General features: G+C 70.1%; 20 protein-coding genes. 10 read left to right on the plus strand and 10 right to left on the minus strand.

Annotated features, from left to right (window positions below; translation table 11 throughout):
• Positions 1 to 61 precede the first annotated feature (61 nt).
• Positions 62 to 2,473 carry an immune inhibitor A domain-containing protein gene (locus NOO62_RS15390; RefSeq protein ID WP_268771457.1) on the minus strand — a complete coding sequence of 804 codons (2,412 nt, stop codon included), beginning with the start codon at positions 2,471 to 2,473 and terminating at the stop codon, positions 62 to 64.
• Positions 2,474 to 2,965: 492 nt separating this feature from the next.
• Here NOO62_RS15390 and NOO62_RS15395 point away from each other — a divergent pair, with 492 nt between their 5' ends.
• Positions 2,966 to 3,223 carry a hypothetical protein gene (locus tag NOO62_RS15395; RefSeq protein ID WP_268771458.1) on the plus strand — a complete coding sequence of 86 codons (258 nt, stop codon included), beginning with the start codon at positions 2,966 to 2,968 and terminating at the stop codon, positions 3,221 to 3,223.
• On the opposite strand, the gene NOO62_RS15400 is transcribed toward NOO62_RS15395, so the two are convergent.
• Both NOO62_RS15400 and NOO62_RS15405 read right to left on the minus strand, forming a co-directional pair.
• The gene (locus NOO62_RS15400) at positions 3,213 to 3,878 is read right to left on the minus strand and encodes an RDD family protein (protein WP_268771459.1); all 666 of its coding nucleotides are present in this window, start codon (positions 3,876 to 3,878) and stop codon (positions 3,213 to 3,215) included. The genes NOO62_RS15395 and NOO62_RS15400 overlap by 11 nt on opposite strands.
• Before the next feature lie 90 nt (positions 3,879 to 3,968).
• Positions 3,969 to 5,579 (minus strand): RDD family protein, encoded by a 1,611-nt coding sequence (locus NOO62_RS15405; protein WP_268771460.1) that lies wholly within the window; start codon positions 5,577 to 5,579, stop codon positions 3,969 to 3,971.
• Between the two features lie 278 nt (positions 5,580 to 5,857).
• Here NOO62_RS15405 and NOO62_RS15410 point away from each other — a divergent pair, with 278 nt between their 5' ends.
• Complete coding sequence (locus NOO62_RS15410; RefSeq protein WP_268771461.1) at positions 5,858 to 6,343, plus strand: SsgA family sporulation/cell division regulator; 486 nt, start codon at positions 5,858 to 5,860, stop codon at positions 6,341 to 6,343.
• Between the two features lie 46 nt (positions 6,344 to 6,389).
• Here the strand turns inward: NOO62_RS15410 and NOO62_RS15415 are convergent, their stop codons facing one another.
• A complete protein-coding gene (locus tag NOO62_RS15415; RefSeq protein WP_268771462.1) occupies positions 6,390 to 7,760 on the minus strand; it encodes an FAD-binding oxidoreductase in 1,371 nt (456 codons plus the stop codon).
• A gap of 106 nt (positions 7,761 to 7,866) precedes the next feature.
• On the opposite strand from NOO62_RS15415, the gene NOO62_RS15420 reads away from it, so the two are divergent.
• Positions 7,867 to 9,318 carry a tetratricopeptide repeat protein gene (locus tag NOO62_RS15420; protein ID WP_268771463.1) on the plus strand — a complete coding sequence of 484 codons (1,452 nt, stop codon included), beginning with the start codon at positions 7,867 to 7,869 and terminating at the stop codon, positions 9,316 to 9,318.
• On the opposite strand, the gene NOO62_RS15425 is transcribed toward NOO62_RS15420, so the two are convergent.
• Positions 9,315 to 9,740, minus strand: a complete 426-nt coding sequence (locus NOO62_RS15425; protein ID WP_268771464.1) for a MarR family winged helix-turn-helix transcriptional regulator — start codon at positions 9,738 to 9,740, stop codon at positions 9,315 to 9,317. The genes NOO62_RS15420 and NOO62_RS15425 overlap by 4 nt on opposite strands.
• A gap of 65 nt (positions 9,741 to 9,805) precedes the next feature.
• Between NOO62_RS15425 and NOO62_RS15430 the strand changes: the two genes are divergently transcribed.
• Positions 9,806 to 10,375, plus strand: a complete 570-nt coding sequence (locus NOO62_RS15430; protein WP_268771465.1) for a quercetin 2,3-dioxygenase — start codon at positions 9,806 to 9,808, stop codon at positions 10,373 to 10,375.
• Here NOO62_RS15430 and hppD read toward each other — a convergent pair.
• Entirely contained in the window at positions 10,372 to 11,520 is a 1,149-nt protein-coding gene (hppD, locus tag NOO62_RS15435; RefSeq protein WP_268771466.1) for a 4-hydroxyphenylpyruvate dioxygenase, read from the minus strand. The two genes, NOO62_RS15430 and hppD, sit on opposite strands and share 4 nt — an antisense overlap.
• A gap of 121 nt (positions 11,521 to 11,641) precedes the next feature.
• Between hppD and NOO62_RS15440 the strand changes: the two genes are divergently transcribed.
• The 6 genes from NOO62_RS15440 to NOO62_RS15465 all read left to right on the plus strand — a co-directional run bounded on the left by NOO62_RS15440 (position 11,642) and on the right by NOO62_RS15465 (position 16,713).
• The gene (locus NOO62_RS15440) at positions 11,642 to 12,112 is read left to right on the plus strand and encodes an Lrp/AsnC family transcriptional regulator (protein WP_268771467.1); all 471 of its coding nucleotides are present in this window, start codon (positions 11,642 to 11,644) and stop codon (positions 12,110 to 12,112) included.
• Positions 12,113 to 12,220: 108 nt separating this feature from the next.
• On the plus strand, positions 12,221 to 12,868 hold the full coding sequence (locus NOO62_RS15445; RefSeq protein WP_268775632.1) for an ABC transporter permease: 648 nt from the start codon (positions 12,221 to 12,223) through the stop codon (positions 12,866 to 12,868).
• Entirely contained in the window at positions 12,861 to 14,132 is a 1,272-nt protein-coding gene (locus tag NOO62_RS15450) for a betaine/proline/choline family ABC transporter ATP-binding protein (protein WP_268771468.1), read from the plus strand. Before NOO62_RS15445 ends, NOO62_RS15450 begins: the two co-directional genes overlap by 8 nt.
• 26 nt (positions 14,133 to 14,158) lie before the next feature.
• Positions 14,159 to 15,031 (plus strand): ABC transporter permease, encoded by an 873-nt coding sequence (locus tag NOO62_RS15455; RefSeq protein WP_268775633.1) that lies wholly within the window; start codon positions 14,159 to 14,161, stop codon positions 15,029 to 15,031.
• Positions 15,028 to 16,005: a glycine betaine ABC transporter substrate-binding protein gene (locus NOO62_RS15460; RefSeq protein WP_268771469.1), complete on the plus strand. Its 978-nt coding sequence runs from the start codon at positions 15,028 to 15,030 to the stop codon at positions 16,003 to 16,005. Before NOO62_RS15455 ends, NOO62_RS15460 begins: the two co-directional genes overlap by 4 nt.
• An 84-nt stretch (positions 16,006 to 16,089) precedes the next feature.
• On the plus strand, positions 16,090 to 16,713 hold the full coding sequence (locus tag NOO62_RS15465) for an ArsR/SmtB family transcription factor (RefSeq protein ID WP_268771470.1): 624 nt from the start codon (positions 16,090 to 16,092) through the stop codon (positions 16,711 to 16,713).
• Between the two features lie 154 nt (positions 16,714 to 16,867).
• Here the strand turns inward: NOO62_RS15465 and NOO62_RS15475 are convergent, their stop codons facing one another.
• The 4 genes from NOO62_RS15475 to NOO62_RS15490 form a co-directional block, all read right to left on the minus strand.
• Complete coding sequence (locus tag NOO62_RS15475) at positions 16,868 to 17,668, minus strand: S16 family serine protease (RefSeq protein ID WP_268771472.1); 801 nt, start codon at positions 17,666 to 17,668, stop codon at positions 16,868 to 16,870.
• Positions 17,669 to 18,004: 336 nt separating this feature from the next.
• The gene (locus tag NOO62_RS15480) at positions 18,005 to 18,646 is read right to left on the minus strand and encodes an IclR family transcriptional regulator (protein WP_268771473.1); all 642 of its coding nucleotides are present in this window, start codon (positions 18,644 to 18,646) and stop codon (positions 18,005 to 18,007) included.
• Positions 18,647 to 18,962: 316 nt separating this feature from the next.
• A complete protein-coding gene (locus tag NOO62_RS15485) occupies positions 18,963 to 20,762 on the minus strand; it encodes a DEAD/DEAH box helicase (RefSeq protein ID WP_268771474.1) in 1,800 nt (599 codons plus the stop codon).
• Positions 20,763 to 20,979: 217 nt separating this feature from the next.
• Positions 20,980 to 22,524, minus strand: coding sequence for an MFS transporter (locus NOO62_RS15490; RefSeq protein WP_268771475.1), 1,545 nt, complete (start codon positions 22,522 to 22,524; stop codon positions 20,980 to 20,982).
• Positions 22,525 to 22,564: the final 40 nt, after the last annotated feature.

Below are 22,564 nucleotides of genomic sequence, written 5' to 3' on the forward strand. Positions count from 1 at the left end.
GATCGGCCGTCGCCCGCTAGAGGGCGACGGCCGATCATGGTTTGACCTGCGGAAATGCTACTTACTTCGTCGAGCGACCCACCTGGACCGTGATCGTCGAGCCGTCCTTGGGCTGCTTGATGATCTTGATCTGGGTGTTGGTGTCAGTGACCTTCACGCTGCCCGTGGGGTTCGACGCGTACCAGTAGGTGCCCTTGCGGTCGTCGAAGACCGAGACACCCTTCTGGGACTTGATCTTCAGCGCGACGTCACCGTTGTGGAGCGTGACCTTGTCGGTCGCGTACTTGCTGAAGGGCGCGTCGAACGGCTGGATCTTGTTGCGCAGAACCGTGCCGTCCTTCCACTTCAGCGGCTTCGCGTGCGCGTCGACCGGAAGGATCAGACCCTGGCCCGGGTGGGCGCTGGTGTTGTTGTCCTTCTGCGAGGTGTCCCACTGCCAGACCATCAGGCCGGTCTGGTACGGGTAGTGCTCCACCCAGTCGGGGCGGACCTTGGAGCCGAAGTTGTACGGGCCGACCTCAAGGGTCTTGTCGTACGAGACGTACTGACGGTTCTCGGCGAGGTAGTACTGGTCGTACTTCTTCGTGAAGGACTCACCGATGCGCGAGAAGCCCTTCGACGCCCAGCCGTTGTCGTCGCCCTCGGCGCCGTCCTCGAACAGCTTGGCGCCGTCCGCGGTGATCGCGAGCGCGTCGGCCGCGAAGCCCTTGCCGCCCGCGCCGCCGTCCGTGGAGTAGCGGAAGCGGACGTCGACCTTGTTGCCCGCGTAGGCGTCGAGCGGGAAGACCAGCTTCTTGTACGCGCCGGAGGCACCGGTCAACGCGGGCTTGTCGCCGGCGTCACGGGTGATCGGCTTGCCGTCCGCGGTGCCGTCGACCGGCTTCCAGTTGGCGCCGCCGTCCGTGGACACCTCGGTGTAGAGGTAGTCGTAGTTGGCCTCGATGTCCCACCAACCCTGCAGCGAGAGCTCGGCCTTGGTCTTGCCGGTGAGGTCGACGGACCGCGTCAGGGTGTTCTTGAGGTCGTCGCCCTGGTCGCTCCACCACTGCTTGGAGCCCTCGGCGGGCTTCACGACCTTGGTGGTGACGGACTTCTTCGGCAGGTCGACGACGAGCGCCTGACGGTGCCGAGTGTTGTACTCGGAGACGCCCAGCTTGTGCTCGGACGTCGTCGCGGCCTTCGCCTTGGCGTAGTCCAGCCAGCCCAGCTGGAACTTGTCCCAGGCGGTCATGTCGCCCGGCATGTCACCGATGGCGTCCTTGCCGGTACCGAGCCAGGAACCGGCCGACATCAGCGACCAGAAGCCGACCGAGTTGTCGCCCTTGCCCGTGGTGTCGTACAGGTCGGGCAGGCCCAGGTCATGGCCGTACTCGTGCGCGAAGACGCCGAGGCCGCCGTTCTCCGGCTGCATCGTGTAGTCGCCGACCCAGATGCCCGTGTCGCCGATCTGGGTGCCGCCGGCCTTGTTGTTCGAGGGTCCTGTGTTGCCCGCGTCGTTGCCGTAGGCGTACCAGCGGTGCGCCCAGAGGGCGTTCTCGCCCTCGGCGCCGCCGCCCGCCGACTCGTCCTCGCCCGCGTGGACGATCTGGAAGTGGTCGATGTAGCCGTCGGGCTCGTTGAACTCGCCGTCGTTGTCGAAGTCGTAACGGTCCCACTGGTCGTACTTGGCCAGGTCCGCCTTGATCTGCGCGTCCGTGCGGCCCTTCGCCTTCTGGTCCTTGGCCCAGGCGGTCACGCCGTCCTTGACCGCGTCCCAGACGTTCGGGCAGTTGGTGTCGCCGCAGTAGTTCGAGCCGTAGCGGGCCTCGTTGTTCTCGACCTTGACCCAGTCGGAGACCGTACCGTCGACCGAGTAACGGCCGGACGAGGTCTTCTCGTAGTAGGTCTTCAGCGAGTGCTTCGCCTTGCCCTTGGAGTCCTTGCCCTTCCCGAAGTACAGGTCCTGGAAGTGCTTCTGGTTGTAGTCCTTCTGCCAGGCCGTGCTGTTGTCCTTCGCACGGTCCGGCTTGGCTATCTTGTTGTGCAGCGGTCCCGGCTTGCCGCCGTACTTCTTGACCGGCTGCTCCGGGCCCTCGGGGCCGTCCGGGTCGTACATGGTCGTGTCGTCGACCTTGCTCCCGAACTCCACCAGGATCGTGAAGATCTTGTCGGTCTTCTCCCGGCCGAGCTCGACGTACTTCTTGTCGTCGAGCTTGACGACCTTGGAGGCGCCCTTCTTCTGGACCTTGGCGTCACCCGCGACGACCTGCTGCAGGGCGGCCTTGCGCTGCTGCGCCTGCTGCTTGCTGAACGGACCGTCCAGGTCGTGGTCGACGTGCGCCTTCGGGCGCGACGGGTCCTGCCGGTCGATGGCCGGTGCCCCGCCCGAGGCACCGTCCTCGGCGGAAGCCGTCGCTGCCGAGAACGTCGCGGCGGCCGCGGCCACCGCCACGGCCACCGCGGTGGCTCTGAAGGTCCGAGTTCTGACTGTCACTTGATGCTGTCCTCCCCCGCGCCCCGCGCGAATAGGCGGACCGAAATTCCCGGTCGGAGGAGGTCCGCGCGCGATGTACGCGTCACAAGTGACGACATTCGACCGGAAGTACAGGAGAAAAGACAGTCCTTGACTTGAACAGGCCAAGTGCACTATGCAGACGCGCGGAACCGGTATGCGGACACGGAGCACTGTCCCGCGGCGAAGGACAACGGGCGCGCCCCACCGACCACTTGGTGGACGACATGAACCCGTGCGCCCCCTGTGCTCCGGCACCGTGGGTTAGGTCACGCTTACCGCCCGTTCCCGTCGGGCATGCAGCGGAATAGAGTCAATCGACGGTGCGCTACCGCGCGGGACGGCACAACCCAAGTCGTCGCCGTCGGGCCCCCTTTGATTCGTATACAGCCGTTCACACATCCGCATCCGCCCCCATGACCACAAGCCGTGGGGGGATCCCTGCCGAGGACGGATCACGTCATGCCGCGTCCCATGCCACGTCCGACCACCGCACAGATCACCTACGGGTCGGTGACCGTCGTCTTCTCGACCCTCGCGATGCTCCTGCTCTCCCAGACCTCCTCGGGAGTCGGCATCGCGGTGATAGCCCTGGCCGCCCTCGGCCTCGGCTTACTGGTCGCCATGACGGTCCCGCTGCCCAAACAGCCCGCGGCGTCCGCGGCCCGTTCCGTGCCGGTGGAGCAGCGTGCCGCCGTGCTCGCCGACTCCGTGCGCGAACCTACGCGCTGACCACCACGGTCTTGGCGGCCTTGTCGTGCAGGCCCTGCTTGTAGGGCTTGTCGAAGAAGCTCCAGCCGCCACAGATCGCCGTCCAGATACAGGCGCAGCAGAACGCGAACGGCAGCCAGAGGACGGCCGCGCGGGCCAGCGCGGTCTGCAGGGTCGGCGTGGCCCCGTCGTTGAGGTTGGCGACCCGCATGCCCAGCCACTTTTTGCCGAGCGTCTGCCCGGTCTTCGAGATCATGAAGGTGTCGTACGCGATGTAGAGCACGGCGGCCAGCAGCGACTGGCCGAACGATTTACCCGAGTTCACGTTGTCCGGGTCGATGTCGTACTCCGACGTGCCGAACAGCCACGTCAACAGGCCTACGACGATGCCCACCAGAATCATGTCGATGATGCGGGCGAGCACCCGCTTGCCGCTGTCGGCCAGCGGAGGCATTCCGGCGAGCGGGTCCGGCCCGCCGTGGCCACCCTGACCACCGCCGTACGGGTCGCCGCCATAGGGCGGGGGCGGGGTTCCGTAGGGTGAGCCGCCGCCCGGGGGCGGGGTGTCGTACGGGGATCCGCCGCCCTGCGGGGACTGCGGGGGCGGCTGCCGCGGGGGCTGCTTCTTGAACGGGTCGTCGTCCGGCGGCGGGTACTGCGGCGGTTCGGTGCTCATGGCCCGAGTCGACCGCGACGGCCCGGGCTCCGCATCCGGCGAGCGGCCGACCGGGTTATGGCACAGCCTCTTGCCCGGCCGCCGCCGCGCTCACCCGGCCACGAACGTGTTGGCCGCCTTGTCGTGCCAGCACTGGCGCCACGGCCGGTCGAAGACGCACCACACCACGCCGACGACGCCGATCACCAGGACGCCCGGGATGCTGTACACCAGCCAGCGCTTCAGCGCCGCCCCGAACGTCGGTGCCTCGTGCTCCTCGATGTCCCGCACCTCGATGCCGCACACCTTCTTGCCGAGGGTGCGGCCCCATCTGGCGGTCGGCAGCGCTTCGTAGACGACGCCGAAGAGCAGCAGGACGGCGAGGATCAGGCCGAAGTAGCCCGCGGTGGTGCCGTCGAGGAGCCAGACCGTGGTCTTCTCGCCGGAGAGCTTCGCCGCGTCGATCTTGCTGTCGACGTGGTCGGCGGCCTTGGTGCCGAGGGGCAGCGCGGCGGCGCCGGTGACGGCGACGAGTACGACGGTGTCGATGAGCCGTGCGGCCAGGCGCCTGCCGAGTCCGGCGGGGCGGGCCGCGGCCTGTGTCTGCGCGAGGGCGAGGAACGGGTCCTCCGCGACCGGCTTCCACGGCACGACGGGCTGCCCCTCGCCCTGCTGGCCGGGGTCGGGGGCGGCGGGACTCTGTGCGAGCTGGTGCACCTGCTGGGCCCAGGAGGGCGAGCCGCCGCCGGGCCCCGAGGTGACGGGGGTGGGGACGCCGCCCTGCTGGGGGACGGAGGGCTGGGGAGCGGGTGCGGGAGAAGGCGCGGGCTGGGGTTGGGGCTGAGGCTGGGCCTGCGGCTGCCGGGTCTGGGGCGGGGTGGCGGCCTGCGGGACGTGTGGTGCCTGGGGGATTTGTGGTGCCTGGGGGGCCTGCGGTGCCTGCGGGGGCATTTGCTGCGGTACGGAGGGCTGCGCGGCGGCAGCGGTCCGGCCGCCCTGCTGGGCCGACTTGGGGCGGATCGCGCGGATCGACATCGTGCCGTCGGTGCCGGGCGACGGGGCGGGCCGCACGGGCCCGGTCGGACGGCGGAACGTCACTGTGCCCTCGCCCGCCGTCGGCTTGGCCGCCCCCGGCTCGACCGCGCGGATCGTGACGGTGCCGGGGTTGCTGTCGTCGTGCGAAGACTCGGGGGCGACGGGACCGACCGGACCGATCGGAGCCTCCGGGGCCCTCTCGGGAGCGGCATCCTCGCCCCCCGCCGAACGCGCCGCCGCGTCACTCGGCACCCGCGGATCGGGCCGCCCGGGCGCACCGCCCCAGGAGACCTTGTGGTCCGGCTCCGCGCCGATGCCGGTCTGGCGGCCCGCGTCGGCGTGCCAGGCGGAGGCGGGCTCGGGCCGCGCACCGTGCTGGTCCGCCGCGCCGCCCGCGTTCGCCCCTGGCCGCGCGGCCTCGAACCGGCCCGTCTCGGGGTCCCCCTGCTCGGACTGCCCCGCGTCCGGCGTCTCGTCGAAGAAGACGGGCCCCGTCTCCTCGGTGGCGTGAGCGGCGGCAGCGCCCGGCGGAGGCGGCAGCGGCTCGCCGTCGGACGGTGCGGGACGGCTCGTACCGGGCACCCAGGCGGCACCGTTCCAGTACCGGACATATCCGGGAATGGACGGGTCGGGGTAGTAGCCTTCGCGTGGCCTGTCGTCGCCTGGGGCCGGAGTTGGGGCGCTCATGTCCGTCGTCCCGTATCTGCTCGGGGGTCTTTTGGGGGCTCCACATCTATCAGACCTCCGTGTCCAGTAGAGCGGGTCCCGCCCTACGGACCACTTTCCGGGCACGCTCCCCACACATCCCCCGCGTCCCCCACGCCCCCTCCCGGCCACCTCCGCGAAGTCGTCCGGAGAAAGTTTCCGCAACCCGCGTAATGCTCCGGCGATGTCGTGCTCTCCACTCGTACGGGTCCGCTCCCAGGACCCCTACGTGAGCTACGAGGAGAGAGAAGGGCATCGACATGCACTCCGTGGTGGAACGCGAGCTGGAGCTGAAACTGGTCCTGTCGCCGGAGCGGATCATCCCCGTACCGGCCCGCCTCACCTACCGCACCGCCGACCCGTACGCCGTCCACATCGCCTTCCACATCGGCTCCGAGCACCCGGTGAACTGGACGTTCGCGCGGGAGCTCCTGGTGGAGGGAGTGTTCAGGCCGTGCGGCCACGGGGACGTGCGGGTCTGGCCGACGAAGGTGGAGGGGCGCAGCGTCGTCCTGATGGCGCTGAGTTCGCCGGACGGCGACGCGCTCCTTGAGGCGCCGTCCGCCGCGGTGTCGGCGTGGCTGGAGCGGACGCTGCGGGTGGTCCCTCCGGGCTCCGAGGCCGAGCAGCTCGGCATCGACGACGGCCTCGCCGAGCTGCTCGCGCCCGCCGCGGGCCGTGGCCGTGTGGACGAGCTGTGGCTGCGCGACCCGTGGCCCTCGGACGAGTCCAAGGACGGTGAGTGAACTCCACCGCCACGGGGGCGAACACGGAGACGCATTCCCGTACAGGTCAGAAGAGTTTGCCCGGGTTGAGGAGTGAGTGCGGGTCGAAGGCGGCCTTGACGGCCTGCTGCATCTCCACTCCCACAGGGCCGATCTCGCGCGCCAGCCACTCCTTCTTGAGGACGCCGACACCGTGTTCGCCGGTGATGGTGCCGCCGAGTTCGAGGCCGAGGGCCATGATCTCGTCGAAGGATTCGCGGGCGCGCCTACCCTCGTCGGGGTCCGTCGCGTCGAAGCAGACGGTGGGGTGGGTGTTGCCGTCGCCCGCGTGCGCGCAGACCCCGACGGTGAGGCCGTACTTCTCGCCGATGCGCTCGACGCCGACGAGCATCTCGGCGAGCCTGGAGCGCGGCACGCACACGTCGTCGATCATCGTGCTGCCCTTGACGGCTTCGAGTGCGGTGAGGGACAACCGCCGTGCCTGGAGCAGCAGTTCCGACTCGGCGGCGTCCTCGGCCGGGACGACCTGGGTGGCGCCCGCGGCTTCACAGAGCGCGCCGACGGCGGCGAGGTCGGCGGTGGGGTCCGGGGTGTCGAAGGCGGCGAGGAGGAGCGCCTCGGTGGTTTCGGGCAGGCCCATCCGGGCCAGTGTGTTGACGGCCTTCACGGTCGTACGGTCCATCAGTTCGAGGAGCGACGGGCCGTGGCCGCTCTCCATGATCTTGCAGACGGCGTCGCAGGCGGCCTCGACGGAGGGGAACTCGGCGGCGAGGACGAGCTGTTGGGGCGGCTCGGGCTTGAGCGCGAGGACGGCGCGGACGACGATGCCGAGGCTGCCCTCGGAGCCGACGAAGAGCCGTGTCAGGTCGTATCCGGCGACGCCCTTGGCGGTGCGGCGGCCGGTGCTCATGAGCCGCCCGTCGGCGAGGACGACGTCGAGCCCGAGGACGTACTCGGCGGTGACGCCGTACTTCACGCAGCACAGGCCGCCCGAGGCGGTGCCGATGTTCCCGCCGATGGTGCAGGTCTCCCAGCTGGAGGGGTCCGGCGGGTAGTACAGGCCGTGCTCGCCGACCGCGCGGGACAGCGTGGCGTTGACGACGCCCGGTTCGACGACGGCGATGCGGTCGACGGGGCTGATCTCCAGGATGCGGTCCATCTTGACGAGGGACAGGACGATGCAGCCGTCGCTGGCGTTCGCGGCGCCGGACAGGCCGGTGCGGGCGCCCTGGGGGACGACGGGGACGCGCAGCTCGGTGGCGGTGCGCATGACGTGCTGGACCTGCTCGACGGTGCGGGGCAGGACCACGACGGCCGGGTCGCCCGCCTCGCAGAAGCTCGCCATGTCGTGGGCGTACGAGGAGGTGACGTCCGGGTCGGTGAGGATCGCCTCGGCCGGCAGGCCGTCCTGGAGGAGTTCGACGAGAGTGCGGCTCATGATCACAGCGTCGCACCCGGGGCCATCGGTGTGAACCCGTGTGCGACGCCGTTCCGCGGGCCGGGATGTGCTCTTCGTATGGACGGCAGTGGCGCACAGTGACGTCATGAGGCCTTCGGTGAAGCGTGTGCTGATCGGCTCCGTGGCGGGGAGCGTGGTGCTCGGCGGCGTGCTGGTGCTGCTGCCCCCGGGCGGCGGCGGGAAGGCGGAACCGCCCGCGCTCGGTCCGGCCGGACGGGCGATGGCGGCCGTGGGGACGGGGGCGCCCGCCGCGCTGCCGGACCTGGCGGTGCTCATCGGTGAGCGCGAGGCACACGTGCGGGCGCATCCGGGGGACGAGCAGTCGTGGGCGGTGCTCGGCTCCGCGTATGTGGCGCGGGGTGTGCGGACGGCGGACTTCGCGGACTTCCCGAAGGCGGACCGCGCGCTGCACACATCCCTGAGGACGAACCCGGATCGGAACCCCGAGGCCCTGACGGGCCTGGCCGCGCTCGCCAACGCCCGCCGCGACTTCCGTGCGGCCCGCAAGTGGGGCGAGCTCGCGGTGAAGCAGGCGCCGAAGCGGTGGACGTCGTATCCGGCGCTGATCGACGCGTACAGCGGGCTCGGCGACGCGAAGGGCGTGGGCCGGGCCCTGGAGTCCTTGCAGGAGCTGGGTTCGGGGACCGCGGTGCTTGCACGGACCGGGCAGGTCTACCGCGACCGCGGCTGGCGCGAGGACGCGAACGCGGCGCTCACGGACGCGGCGGCGCTCGCCGCGGCACCGGCGGCGAAGGCGGTGGCGCTGCACCGGGTGGCGGAGCTCGCGTGGGAGCGGGGCGAGCCGACGGTGGCGCTGCGCTACTACGACGCGGCGCTCGCGGCCGACGCCGAGCACCACCCGTCGCTTGCGGGCCGGGGCCGCGCGCTCGCCGCGCTGGGCCGCTCCTCGGAGGCGCTGCTCGCCTACCGCTCGGCACTCACGAAGCACCCGCTGCCCGAGTACGCGCTGGAACTGGGCGAGTTGTACGAGTCCCTCAGACTCACCCCGGCGGCACGAGCCCAGTACGACGCACTCCGCACCCTGGTGAAGCAGGAGAAGACCCGCGGCATCAACAACGAACGCGTACTCGGCCTCCTTGAGGCGGACCACGGCGACGCCGAAGCGGCGGTGAAGCGGCTGACCGCGGAGTACAAGCGGCACGGCAGCCCGGAGACGGCGGACGCGCTGGGCTGGGCGCTGCACCGCTCCGGGGACAGCAAGGCGGGCCTGAAACTCGCGACGAAGGCGATGGACAAGGGTCCGCGCAGCGCTCTGTTCGCGTTCCACCGGGGTTCTATCGAGCGGGAGTTGATGTACTACGGCGCATCCCGCCGCCACCTGAACGAGGCCGTGCGCATCAACCCGTACTTCTCGCCGCTCAGCGTACCGGCGGCGAAGCGGGCGCTCGAGGCCCTGGGCGACCCGCCGGAGGGCGGCCCGGAGGAGATCTACGCCCCGGCCCCCGCCCAGCAGATCACCCGGCCCTCACCCCGGCGCCGGACTCCGGCCCCGACGCGGACCACCCCGACGCGCTAGCCCCAGGGCGCTTCGAGGGCGGCCCGCAGCGCGTCGACCGCGTCCCGGCCGATGCGCTCGGCGAGCAGCTCCTCCATTCGCGCCAGCACGGCTTCCGCCTCGCGGTGCGCGCGTTCGCCTTCCGGGGTGCGCCGGATCAGCCGCTGCCGGGCGGACGCGGGGTCGGGGGCCTGCTCCAGGAGTCCGGCACCGACGAGGCCGTGGACGGCCTGGTGGGCGGTCTGCCGGGTGACGTTCATGCGGCGTGCGAGCTCGGAGACGGTGGTGCCCTCGTCGTCCAGGACGGCGAAGAGCTGCACCTGTGTCGGCGACACGGGGGTGGCGCCCGCCGCGTCCATGGCGGCCAGCAGCCCGTCCTCGAACCAGCGGCGTGCTTCGCCGAGGAGCTGGGGCAGGTTGCGTCGGGCGGGTTCCTTCGACATTAATGTCAGGGTACCTGACACCGGGTACCTGACATTTCCGTACGAGCCTCCAGGAGCATCCGCCCATGACCATCGAGTACGCCACCCGCTACCGCACGGCGTCCCGGATCCCCCCGGAACCGGGCAAGCCCTACTTCATCGAGAAGGGCGAAGGCGACCGCGCCCATCTGTTCGGGGACCTGATCACCGTCTACGCGGGCGGCGAGCAGACCGAGAACACCTTCAACTTCTTCACCGTCGAGGGCCCCAAGGGCGACCTCATACCGGCCCACGTGCACGCCGACACGCACGAGGTCTTCTACGTCACCCAGGGCGCCGTCCGGCTCTTCGTCGAAGACACCGAAGGTGAGCAGCTGGTGAAGCTGCTCACCCCCGGCGACTTCGGCTTCGTGCCGAAGAACTGCCTGCACGCCTACCGTATGGAGCGCCACCACAGTCAGGTCGTGGGCGTCGCGGCGGGGCCGGGCAGAACATTCGAGCGGTTCTTCGAGAACCTCGGCGCTCCCACGCAGCAACACGGGTTGCCGCACCATCCGTTGATCCCGGAACCCGGCAGGTTCGGGAGCGTCCCCGCGGAGTACGACGTGCGTTTCGCGCCGGACCACACGTGGCGGACGGACCAGCGGACGGACTAGAGGTTGCCGCGCTTCTCCTGCTCGCGCTCGATCGCCTCGAAGAGCGCCTTGAAGTTGCCCTTGCCGAAGCCCATCGAGCCGTGGCGTTCGATCATCTCGAAGAAGACGGTCGGGCGGTCCTGGACCGGCTTGGTGAAGATCTGGAGCAGATAGCCGTCCTCGTCGCGGTCGACGAGGATCTTCAGCTCGCGGAGGGTCTCGACGGGGACGCGGGTCTCGCCGGCCCACTCGCCGAGCGTGTCGTAGTACGAGTCGGGCGTGTCCAGGAACTTGACGCCGGCCGCGCGCATCGTGCGGACGGACTCCACGATGTCGTTCGTGGCGAGCGCGATGTGCTGGACGCCCGCGCCGCCGTAGAACTCCAGGTACTCGTCGATCTGCGACTTCTTCTTCGCGATGGCGGGCTCGTTGATCGGGAACTTGACCTTGAGCGTGCCGTCGGCGACCACCTTCGACATCAGCGCGCTGTACTCGGTCGCGATGTCGTCGCCCACGAACTCCTTCATGTTCGTGAAGCCCATGACCTTGTTGTAGAAGCCGACCCAGTCGTTCATCTTGCCGAGTTCGACATTGCCCACGCAGTGGTCGATCGCCTGGAACGTCCGCTTGGCCGGGGGCTCGACGATCGGGTTCGCGGCCTCGAAACCGGGCAGATACGGCCCGTCGTAGTCGGTGCGCTCCACCAGGGTGTGGCGGGTCTTGCCGTACGTGGCGATGGCGGCGAGGACGACCTTGCCGTTCTCGTCCTTGACCTCGTAGGGCTCCGTGATGCCCCGTGCGCCCTGCTCGACGGCGTAGGCGTACGCGGCGCGCGCGTCCGGCACCTCGATGGCGAGGTCGACGACGCCGTCGCCGTGCTCGGCCACGTGGGAGGTGAGGAAGTGGCCCCAGTCCGTGGAGGGCTTGATGACGGAGGTGAAGACGAAGCGCGCACCGCCGTTCGTGAGGACGTAACTGGCGGTCTCCCGGCTGCCGTTCTCCGGTCCGGAGTAGGCGACCAGCTTCATGCCGAAGGCCGTGGAGTAGTAGTGCGCCGCCTGCTTGGCGTTGCCCACGGCGAAGACGACCGCGTCCATTCCCTTGACCGGGAAGGGGTCGGCCTCGCGCGCGGTGTCGGGTGTGGTGTGGGTGGTGGTCTCAGTCATGGTGTGAGGCTCCCGCTGAACCACAAGGTGCGCAATAGTTCTCGTTTTCAGTGGTCAATCTGCTCAGTAGGTGGCCAGGATGGGCGGGCTATCTGTACATCATGACCACCTTGGAGGCGTCATGGCGATCGATCATCTGGACGGCAGACTCATCGTGCTCCTGGCGCGGGAGCCGCGTATCGGGGTTCTTGAGGCGTCCCGCAGGCTCGGCGTGGCACGCGGCACGGTGCAGGCGCGGATGGACCGGCTTCAGTCCAATGGAGTCATCCGCGGCTTCGGCCCGGAGGTGGATCCGGCGGCGCTCGGCTACCCGGTGACGGCCTTCGCGACGCTGGAGATCAAACAGGGCCAGGGTGCTGACGTACGGACCCATTTGGCGTCCGTGGCCGAGGTGCTCGAACTGCATACCATCACCGGTCACGGCGATATGCTCTGCCGCCTCGTGGCCCGGTCGAACGCGGATCTCCAACGTGTGATCGACCGGGTCGTGGGCTTTGATGGCATCGTGCGGGCTTCCACGGCGATCGTCATGGAAAACCCCGTTCCGCTGCGGATCATCCCGTTGGTGGAGCAGGCGTCCGAAGACCCCTGAGAGCCTGTCCCACCGCCCTGCGTCACCGCCTTGCGTCACCGCCCCGCGTCACCGCCCGCGCGTCACTGACCTTGTGAGTACCTTCGGAAAGGCGAGGTGAGCACTTCAGTGAACTTCTGGGACTACCTCGGCAACCGCCACCAGCAACTGCTGACGGACGCGTTTCAGCACGCGAGCGCCGTCTTCCAGTGCATGGTCGTCGCCACCTTCATCGGCGTACTGATCGGCGTCCTCACGTACCGCAGCGAATGGGCGGGGAATCTCGCCACGACCGTCACGTCCACCATTCTCACCGTCCCGTCGCTCGCCATGATCGGTCTGCTGATCCCGATCGTCGGGCTCGGTGTCGCGCCGACCGTCGTCGCGCTGACCCTGTACGGGCTCCTTCCGATCGTGCGCAACGCCATCGTCGGGCTGCGGGGCGTCGACCCGTCGCTGATCGACGCCGCCAAGGGCATCGGCATGTCACGTCTCGCCCGCCTGTTCAGGGTGGAGCTGCCGATCGCCTGGCCGCCGATCCTGACCGGCATCCGCGTCTCCACGCAGATGCTGATGGGCATCGCGGCCATCGCCGCCTACGCCTCGGGACCCGGGCTCGGCAACGAGATCTTCCGCGGCATCGGCTCGCTCGGCAGCAAGAACGCGCTCAACCAGGTGCTCGCGGGCACGCTCGGGATCGTCGTCCTGGCGCTGCTCTTCGATGCCGCGTACGTCCTGATCGGCAGGCTGACCATCCCGAGGGGGATCCGTGTCTGAGACCACCGCCACCTCCGATGCGGAGACAACCGCCACCACCACCTCCGGGGCGACGATCGAGCTGGAGAACCTCACCAAGCGCTACTCGGGCAGCAGCGAGCCCGCCGTGGACAGCGTGAACATGGAGATCAAGGCGGGCGAGATCGTCATCTTCGTGGGCCCGTCCGGCTGCGGGAAGTCGACGACCCTGAAGATGATCAACCGCCTGATCGAGCCGACGGGCGGCCGCATCCGCATCAACGGCGAGGACGTCACCGACATCGACCCGGTGAAGCTGCGCCGCAAGGTCGGGTACGCGATCCAGTCCTCCGGGCTCTTCCCGCACATGACCGTCGCGCAGAACATCGCGCTCGTGCCGAAGATGGTCGGCTGGGGCAAGTCGAAGATCAAGTCCCGGGTGGAGGAGATGCTGGACCTGGTGGGCCTCGACCCGGCCGAGTTCCACCACCGCTACCCGCGCCAGCTCTCCGGCGGCCAGCAGCAACGCGTCGGCGTGGCACGCGCACTGGCAGCCGACCCACCCGTCCTCCTGATGGACGAGCCGTTCGGCGCCGTCGACCCGATCACCCGCGACCACCTCCAGGACGAGCTGATCCGGCTCCAGCACGAGCTGCACAAGACGATCGTGTTCGTCACGCACGACTTCGACGAGGCCATCAAGCTCGGCGACCGCATCGCCGTCCTCCGGGAGCGTTCGCACATCGCGCAGTTCGACACCCCGGAAGCGATCCTCACCAACCCCGCCGACGACTTCGTCTCGGGCTTCGTGGGCGCGGGCGCGGCCCTCAAGCGCCTCAACCTCACCCGCGTACGGGACGTCGAGATCGCCGACATCCCCACGGTGACCGTCGACGACCCGCTCCAGGACATCTTCGACAAGCTGCGCGGCGGCGCCACCAACGAACTCCTCCTGCTCGACAAGCGCGGCCGCCCCTACAAGTGGCTGCGGCGCGGCGACCTGATGCGCGCCAAGGGTTCCCTGGCCCGCGCGGGCACCCTCGTCCACGACACGGTGACCCGCGACGCCACCCTGCGCGACGCGCTGGAGGCCGTCCTCACGGACAACGCGGGCCGGGTCGCGGTGACCGGGCGGCGCGGCGAGTATACGGGCGTCGTCGACATGGAGACGCTGATGAACTCCGTCCACGAGATGCTGGAGGCCGACCGCCTCGAAGCGGTGGAGCACCAGCACGAACTGGAGGAGCAGCGGGCCCGGTTGACCCAGTACGAGCAGGAGGGTTACGGCGGGGAGGCGAAGGCGTGAGCGGCACCGCAGGGGGCACGCCCCGCATCCCGGACCACAAGCCGAAGCAGAGGCAGCCGGTCAGGCCCGAGGGCGAGCACGACGTCAAGGGTCTCGCCTTCCGCGACGAGGGCGAGGCCGAACTCGAAGCGCCGCCCGTGGTGCTCGCCGCGAAGCAGCCGCGCCGGGTGACCTGGCAGAAGCTGACGTTCCTGCCGGCCGTGCTCGCGGTGGTCCTGCTGGCGACGTGGTGGTGGTTCCAGCAGGCCGACCTCGACTCGATCTCCAAGAACGCGCTGGCGAACGGAAACGTCTGGCTCCGCCTGCGCCAACACATCGAACTCACGGCGATCTCCACCTTCTTCGTCCTGATCATCGCCATCCCGCTCGGCATCCTGCTGACCCGCAAGAAGCTGCGCAAAGGCGCGCCGGTGGCGATGGCGGTGGCCAACATCGGCCAGGCGACCCCGGCGATCGGTCTCCTCGCGCTCCTCGTCATCTGGCTGGGCATCGGCGAGAAGGCGGCCCTGATCGGCATCATCACCTACGCCGTCCTGCCGGTCCTCTCCAACACGATCGCGGGCCTGAAGGCGAACGACCCGACGCTGATCGAGGCGGCGCGCGGCATCGGCATGTCTTCCGTCGGCGTCCTGTCGAAGGTCGAACTCCCCCTGGCCGTACCGCTGATCCTGGCGGGCGTCCGCACGGCGCTCGTCCTCAACGTGGGCACCGCGACGCTCGCCACGTTCGGCGGGGGCGGCGGCCTCGGCGACCTGATCACGACGGGCATGACCAACCAGCGCATGCCGGTCCTCATGCTCGGCTCCATCCTGACGATCGCGCTGGCGCTGCTCGTGGACTGGCTGGCGTCGCTGGCGGAACTGGTGCTGCGCCCGAGGGGCCTGGAGGTGGACGCATGAGGAACCTCAGGATCACCGCGCGTACGACCGTGATCGCCGTCCTGGGCGGTTCGCTGCTGGCCGCCTGCGGCCTCACGAGCGGCAGCCCGATGGTGGACGACGTGAAGCCCGGCACGATCGGCAAGGGCCTCCCCCTGAAGGGCGCCGACCTCACCGTCACCTCCAAGGAGTTCACCGAACAGCTCATCCTGGGCGCGATCATGGGCATCGCGTTCGAGGCGGCGGGCGCGGACGTGCTCGACCGTACGGGCATCCAGGGCTCGATCGGCGCGCGCGAGGCCGTGAAGGGCGGCGACGCGGACGCGATGTACGAGTACACGGGCACGGCGTGGATCACCTACCAGGGCAACACCGAACCGATCACCGACCCGCAGAAGCAGTGGCAGGCGGTGCGTGACGCGGACCTGAAGAACGGCGTGACGTGGCTGGACCCGGCCACGCTCAACAATACCTACGCGCTGGCGATGAACCGCAGCAACGCGTCCAAGTACAAGACGAAGACGCTCTCGCAGGTGGCGGCCCTCTCCAAGTCGGACCCGAAGGCGGTATCGCTGTGCGTGGAGAGTGAGTTCGCCTCGCGGGAGGACGGGCTGCCCGGCATGCAGAAGGAGTACGGGATGAACGTCCCCTCCTCCAACATCACCAAGATGGACACGGGAATCATCTACACGCAGGCGTCGAAGGGGTCCTGCACGTACGGGGAGGTCTTCACGACGGACGGCCGCATCAAGGCGATGGACCTGACGACGATGGAGGACGACAAGCACTTCTTCCCCAACTACAACGCGGCCCCCGAGGTCAACAGCAAGTCACTGAAGGAGCATCCGGCGATCGCGGAGGTCCTGGGCCCCATCACGAAGAAGCTCGACAACAAGGTGGCGCGGGACCTGAACTCCAAGGTGGACGTGGACGGCCAGGATCCGCATGAGGTGGCGAAGGACTGGCTGATCGCGGAGGGCTTCGTCAAGGAGTAGCGGACCGCGCGCGTACGGAAGTACAAAGACTCCGTTGCAAAGAACCCGTTGCAACGGAGTCTTTGCATGTCTACGCTGGGCGGCATGACGGAACAGCCCAAGCCCCACAAGGTCCGCCACCTCGACGCGCGCACGCTGCGCGGCCTCGCGCACCCCTTGCGGATGCGGCTGCTCTCCTCGCTGGGCCTCGACGGTCCGGCGACCGCCTCCCAACTCGCGGCCCGGCTCGGCGAGTCGAGCGGAGCGACCAGTTATCACCTGCGCCAGCTCGCGGAGTACGGATTCGTGGAGGACGATCCCGACCGGGGCAAGGGCCGGGAGCGCTGGTGGCGCCCCGCCCAGCAGGGCATCCGCACCAACGCGGATCTCATGCGCGACCAGAGCCCGGAGGTCCGCGGGGCGCTGAGCACCGTCCTGCACGAGTACGCGACACAGCGCGCCCAGGAGGTGTCCACCTGGATCGCCACGCGGAACGAGTGGTCGGCGGACTGGGCGGAGGCCTCCAGCGTCAGCGACTTCACCCTGGACCTGACCCCTGCACAGACCTTTGAGCTGAGCCGCAAGGTCCACGAACTCATCGAGAGCTACCGGGCGTTGGCGCCCGAGGGAAACACCCCCGACGCGGCGAAGGTACGCATCCACTCCCACTTCTTCCCGACCCGCCCGGCCGGCGACAGCGACAGCGACAGCGACAGCGACAGCGACTGAGAGGACCACGAGCCCATGCACCCCGACGTACACCTGATGCTGCACGACACCCGCGCGCAGGAATTACGGCGCACGGCCCCCGCACGAGGACCCCGCTCCCGATTCCTCCGCGCTCAACTCGGCTGGCACCTCGTCGAGCTGGGCCTGCGCCTGGTCAGCAGCTCGGGACCTGCCCGCCCTTTTCCAGCGCCCGCAGCGCGTCGACCGTTCCCTTCAGCGCCGTGATCGGAACGAGCCGCAGCCCCTTGGGCAACTCGGCCTGAGCGTCCGAGCACTCGTCCTCCGGGACGAGGAAGACCGTGGCGCCGTCGCGGCGCGCGCCCTGCGTCTTGAGGGCGACGCCGCCGACCGGACCGACCTTGCCGTCGGCCGTGATCGTGCCGGTGCCCGCGATCTTGCGGCCGCCCGTGAGGTCACCCCCGCTGCCGTCGCCGTCGAGCTTGTCGATGATGCCGAGCGACAGGAACAGCCCCGCGCTCGGCCCGCCGATCTTGCCGAGGTCGGCCTTGACCTTCACCTTGTCCGTGTTGTCGACGCCGTTCGCCTTGAGGTAGTTCAGCGCCGCGTCCGTGGCGGCGTCCTGCGACTTCTTCATGTCACCGAGGTTGTGCTTCTCGACTTCCTCGACGTCGTCGCCGACGGGGTAGACGGAGTCCTTGGGCATCACGGCCCGGTCACTCCGGAACCACCCGTCGACCACGTCACCGAGATAGACGTCCATCTGCGGCCCGGTGGCCACGATGGTGGTCATCCGCAGCTCACCCCGGGTCTCCCGGGTGGGCACGCCGCTGACCTTCAGGACGGGCTTCCCCTCGTGCTCCCCGAGCACGTCCGCCGTCCCCCCGGGCTGCGCCACGGCGAACGGCAACGGCGCGAGCCCGGCAACGGCGAGCAGAGCCGCGACGGGCAGGGCGCAGAGGGCGAGGGCCTGGGGGCGCGTGAGACGAGAGAACACGGGATCAATCTACGTGACCTTTCGAACGCCGGAGTTTCAGCCCACCCGGCGCCGCCCGGCCCCGGCGCAGCAACAGCGCACGACGGGGAGTTTCAGCCCGTCCGGCGTTTGAGGACGAGCAACGGCGAAGCCGGCGACCGACCGCGCCCCGTGGCTCCCCGTTGCGCCACGGGACACCCCGTGACACCGCCCGCCCGCGCGGCCTCAGCGCACGACGGGGAGTTTCAGCCCGTCCGGCGTTTGAGGACGAGCAACGGCGAAGCCGGCAACCGACCGCGCCCCGTGGCTCCTCGTTGCGCCACGGGGCACCCCGTGACACCGCCCGCCCGCGCGGCCTCAGCGCAACGCATCGGCGACCTCCCGCGCCGCGTCCACCACCCGCGGCCCCACCCTCTCCGGCACCGCGTCCGCCAGCATGACCACTCCCACGCTGCCCTCCAGACCCGTCACGCCCACCAAGGGCGCCGCCGCGCCGCTCGCGCCCGCCTCCAGTTCGCCGTGCGTGAGCGCGTAGCCGGGGTCCGTGACCAGGCCCTGGCGGGCCGCCAGGATCGCGCGGCCCGCGGCCCCGCGATCCAGGGGGTGACGGAAACCCGTGCGGTACGCGACGTGGTAGTCCGTCCACGTCGGCTCGACCACCGCGACCGCGAGGGCCTCCGAGCCGTCGACGAGGGTGAGGTGGGCCGTCGCGCCTATGTCCTCCGCGAGCGACCGCAGCGCGGGCAGCGCGGCCTCGCGCACCAGCGGGTGCACCTGCCGCCCGAGCCGCAGCACGCCGAGGCCGACGCGGGCCCGGCCGCCCAGGTCGCGGCGCACGAGCGCGTGCTGTTCGAGCGTGGCGAGCAGGCGGTAGACCACCGTGCGGTTCACCCCGAGCTTGTTGGAGAGCTCGGTGACCGTAAGGCCGTGGTCGGTGTCGGCCAGCAGCTTGAGGACGCGCAGTCCTCGGTCGAGCGTCTGGGAAGTCTCCGCGGTCACGACGCCCACTCCTTAGGTGAGGGTCGGCGGCCCCCCTACGCGGCGGTTGCGTCGCCGGTCCCGTGGGCGACGCGCGTCAGAGGCCGCCGGTCGGAACACCGGCTGCGCTCCGCGGCGGCGCTGCCACGGGGCGTGTGCTTTGCGGGGACATTAGCGAGGCCGTCCCGCTGAGCGGAAGACTTCGTCCAGAATCCGGGCACGGGGACGCCCCTAGCGCCCCCCATTGCCCCAATACGCGGTGGCCGCCCGAGAGGCCGCGCGCACCGCGTCCGCACACGACCTCCCCACTCGGAACCCCCGGCTCCTTACTCGAACGTCACTTCATGCGGGTGGCCCACTCCTGGACCTTCTCGATGCGCTGCCGCAGCTGCCCCGCCGTGGCCTCCGCGCTCGGCGGCCCGCCGCACGTGCGCCGCAGCTCGGTGTGGATCACGCCGTGCGGCTTCCCGCTCTGATGGACGTACGCGCCGACCATCGTGTTGAGCTGCTTCCGCAGCCCGAGGAGCTCCTTGTGGGAGACGACGGGCCGCCGCTCGGCGGGCAGCTCGAGCAGGTCCGCCTCGTCGTCCGGCTTCTTCCTGCTGTGGGCGATCTGCCGGGCCTGCCGCTTCTGGAGCAGCATCTGCACCTGGTCGGGTTCGAGGAGCCCCGGAATACCGAGGTAGTCCTGCTCCTCCTCGCTCCCCGGGTGCGCCTGCATGCCGAACTCGGCGCCGTCGAACAGCACGCGGTCGAAGACGGCCTCGGACTCCAGCGCCTCGAAGGAGAACTGCTCCTGCTCCCCCGTGTCCTCGTCCTGCTCCTTGTTGGCCTCGTCCATCTCCGCCTCGGACTCGGCGTACGGGTCCTCCTCGCCCTCCTTCTTCGGCTTGTCGAGGGCGTGGTCCCGTTCCACCTCCATCTCGTTGGCGAAGGTGAGCAGGTCGGGGACGGTGGGCAGGAACACGGACGCGGTCTCGCCGCGCCGCCTGGACCGTACGAAACGGCCGACGGCCTGCGCGAAGAAGAGCGGCGTCGAAATCGTCGTCGCGTACACGCCCACAGCGAGGCGCGGCACGTCGACGCCTTCGGACACCATGCGGACGGCGACCATCCACCGGTCCGTACTGGCGCTGAAGTCGTCGATGCGCTGGGACGCGCCGGTGTCGTCGGAGAGGACGACGGTGGCCTTGGTCCCGGTGATCTCGCGGATCAGCTTGGCGTACGCGCGCGCGGAGTCCTGATCGGACGCGATGACGAGGCCGCCCGCGTCGGGGATGGCCTTCCTGACCTCGGTCAGCCGCTTGTCGGCGGCCTTGAGGACGTTCGGCATCCACTCGCCCCGCGCGTCGAGGGCGGTACGCCACGCCTGGCTGACGGCGTCCTTGGTCATCGGCTCACCGAGCCGCGCCGCGATCTCGTCACCGGCCTTGGTGCGCCAGCGCATGTTGCCGGAGTACGAGAGGAAGATGACGGGCCGCACGACGCCGTCGCCGAGCGCGCTGCCGTAGCCGTACGTGTAGTCGGCGGCGGAACGCCGGATTCCATCCGTTCCCTCCGCGTACTGCACGAACGGGATCGGGTTCGTGTCGGACCGGAACGGCGTACCGGTGAGCGCGAGACGTCGGGTGGCGGGCTCGAACGCCTCGAGGCACGCCTCACCCCACGACTTGCTGTCACCGGCGTGGTGGATCTCGTCGAGGATAACGAGGGTCTTGCGCTGCTCGGAGCGGTTGCGGTGCAGCATCGGCCGTACGCCGACACCCGCGTACGTCACGGCGACGCCGTGGTACTCCTTGCTCAGCGGTCCCGCGCTGTACTCAGGGTCCAGTTTGATGCCTATACGGGCGGCGGCCTCGGCCCACTGCTTCTTCAGGTGCTCGGTGGGCGCGACGACGGTGACCTGCTGGACGACATGGTGGTGCAACAGCCAGGACGCGAGCGTGAGCGCGAACGTCGTCTTGCCGGCGCCGGGGGTGGCGACGGCGAGGAAGTCTCGCGGCTGCTCCTGGAGGTACCTGTCCATCGCCCCCTGCTGCCAGGCTCGCAGCTTGTTGGCGGTACCCCACGGGGCACGGCCGGGGAAGGCGGGAGAGAGGTGGTGGGAGGAGTTGGCGGCGGCGCTGGTGGTAGTCACGGTCTCCGGGTTCGCGGGTCGGCGGCACGTATGACAACCGGGCCACCTTACCGGTGATGCGGTGACGTTCCACTGGGGACGAGGCGGTGCCGGGGGTGGGTGGGACGGGTCTCACACGTGGGCGCGGGGTCGCGGGGCTGCCGGTACGCACGCCCCCCTGCACGTTCCCGCGCAGGCCACCGTGTCGCGCCTCGCCGGGCCCCCTGGTGTGCCCCGCCTAGCCGTCCGCCCGCGCGTCCGTCCGTACGTCGGACGCCGTGTCCGGTGCCGTGTCCGACAGGACGTCCATGCGTACGTCCGTCACCACGTCGGTCACCACGAGCCCCGTCTCGTCCGGCGCGGGGACTTCCGCAGGGTGCTCCGTCCGCGGGCCCTGCAACCTCGTCCCCACCCAGGCCCCGGCCAGGGCGACGACCGCCATCGGCACGAAGACGGCGACGAACGCCGCCGGGTGCGAGCCGGTGGCCTCCCCCGCCCCGTGGCCCGCTCCCACCGTCCCGCCACCGAGCGCGGCGAACGCCGCACCACCCGCCGCGAGCAGCAGCACGTTCGAGAGCCCGTCCGAGATCTGGAGCGCCGCCGAGTTCGACCCCGCGTCCGCGGGCGCGGAGAGCCGCAGCAGCAGCACACTGGTCGAAGCGATCACCATGCCCATACCGAAACACCCGAAGCCCCAGGCGACGCCGACGACCCACACCGGCACGCCCTCAATGAGGACGGTCGGCGCGGCCAGGATGGACGCCGCGACGAGCACCATCCCGGACGCGACGAGCCGCGCCCTGTACGGCTCCATGCGCGGCCGCGACTGGACGTACGACCCGAGCGCCCACGTCGCCCCGCCCACCGCGAGCGAGAGCCCGGCCATGGTCGGGCTGAGCCCGCGCTGCGTGACGAGCATCAGCGGTACGAAGGACTCGGCCGCGATGAACGACCCCGCCGCGACGCCGCGCAGCAGCACGACGGACGGCAGCCCGCGCGCCGCCCGGTACGTCCCCTTGGGCAGCAGCCCGAGCACGGCGGGCACGAGGACGGCCGCACCGATCGCGGCGGGCACCAGCGACAGCCACCGCAGCTCCTGCCCCGCGTACTGGAGCAGCCCCGCGCCCAGCGAGATCCCGAGCGCCAGCCGGATCCGGCGCCGGTCGAACGCGGCGACCGGCGCGTCCGGGTCGACCGGCCCCGACGCCGTCCGCCGTATCGCGGGCAGCGCGAGCGCGAGCGGCGCGAGTACGAGGACGGGGATGCCGACGAACACCCAGCGCCACCCGAGGTGCTCGGTGACCGTCCCCGAGATCAACGGCCCCACCACGGACGGCACGACCCAGCTCGCCGCGAACGCGGCCATGATCGACGGCCGCAGGTGTTCGGGGTACGCCCGGCTGACGATCACGTACAGCCCGACGATGACCAGCCCTCCGCCGAGCCCCTGCACGGCCCGCCCCGCGATGAACAGCCACATCGCCCCGGCGGTCCCGCTCAGCAGCAGCCCCGCCGCGAACAGTGCGATACCGGTGGCGAGCGGGCCGAGCGGTCCTCGCCGATCCGCCCACTGCCCGCTCAGCACCATGCCGAAGAGGCTCGTCGTGAAGTACCCCGAGAAGGCGAAGGCGTACAGCGACACGCCGTCAAGCTCCCGGGCGGCGATCGGCATCGCCGTCCCCACGGCCGTCGCTTCGAACGCGATGAGCAGCACGACGGAGACGATGCCGATGCTCAGGGCTCGGTAGGGCTTGCTCAGTACGCCGCCGGTGTCGTCAGTCATCACGCCAGAGTAAGAGGCGTGGACTGCTTTTACCCCTGTC

It is taken from the genome of Streptomyces sp. Je 1-369 (assembly GCF_026810505.1).
Lineage (GTDB): Bacteria > Actinomycetota > Actinomycetes > Streptomycetales > Streptomycetaceae > Streptomyces.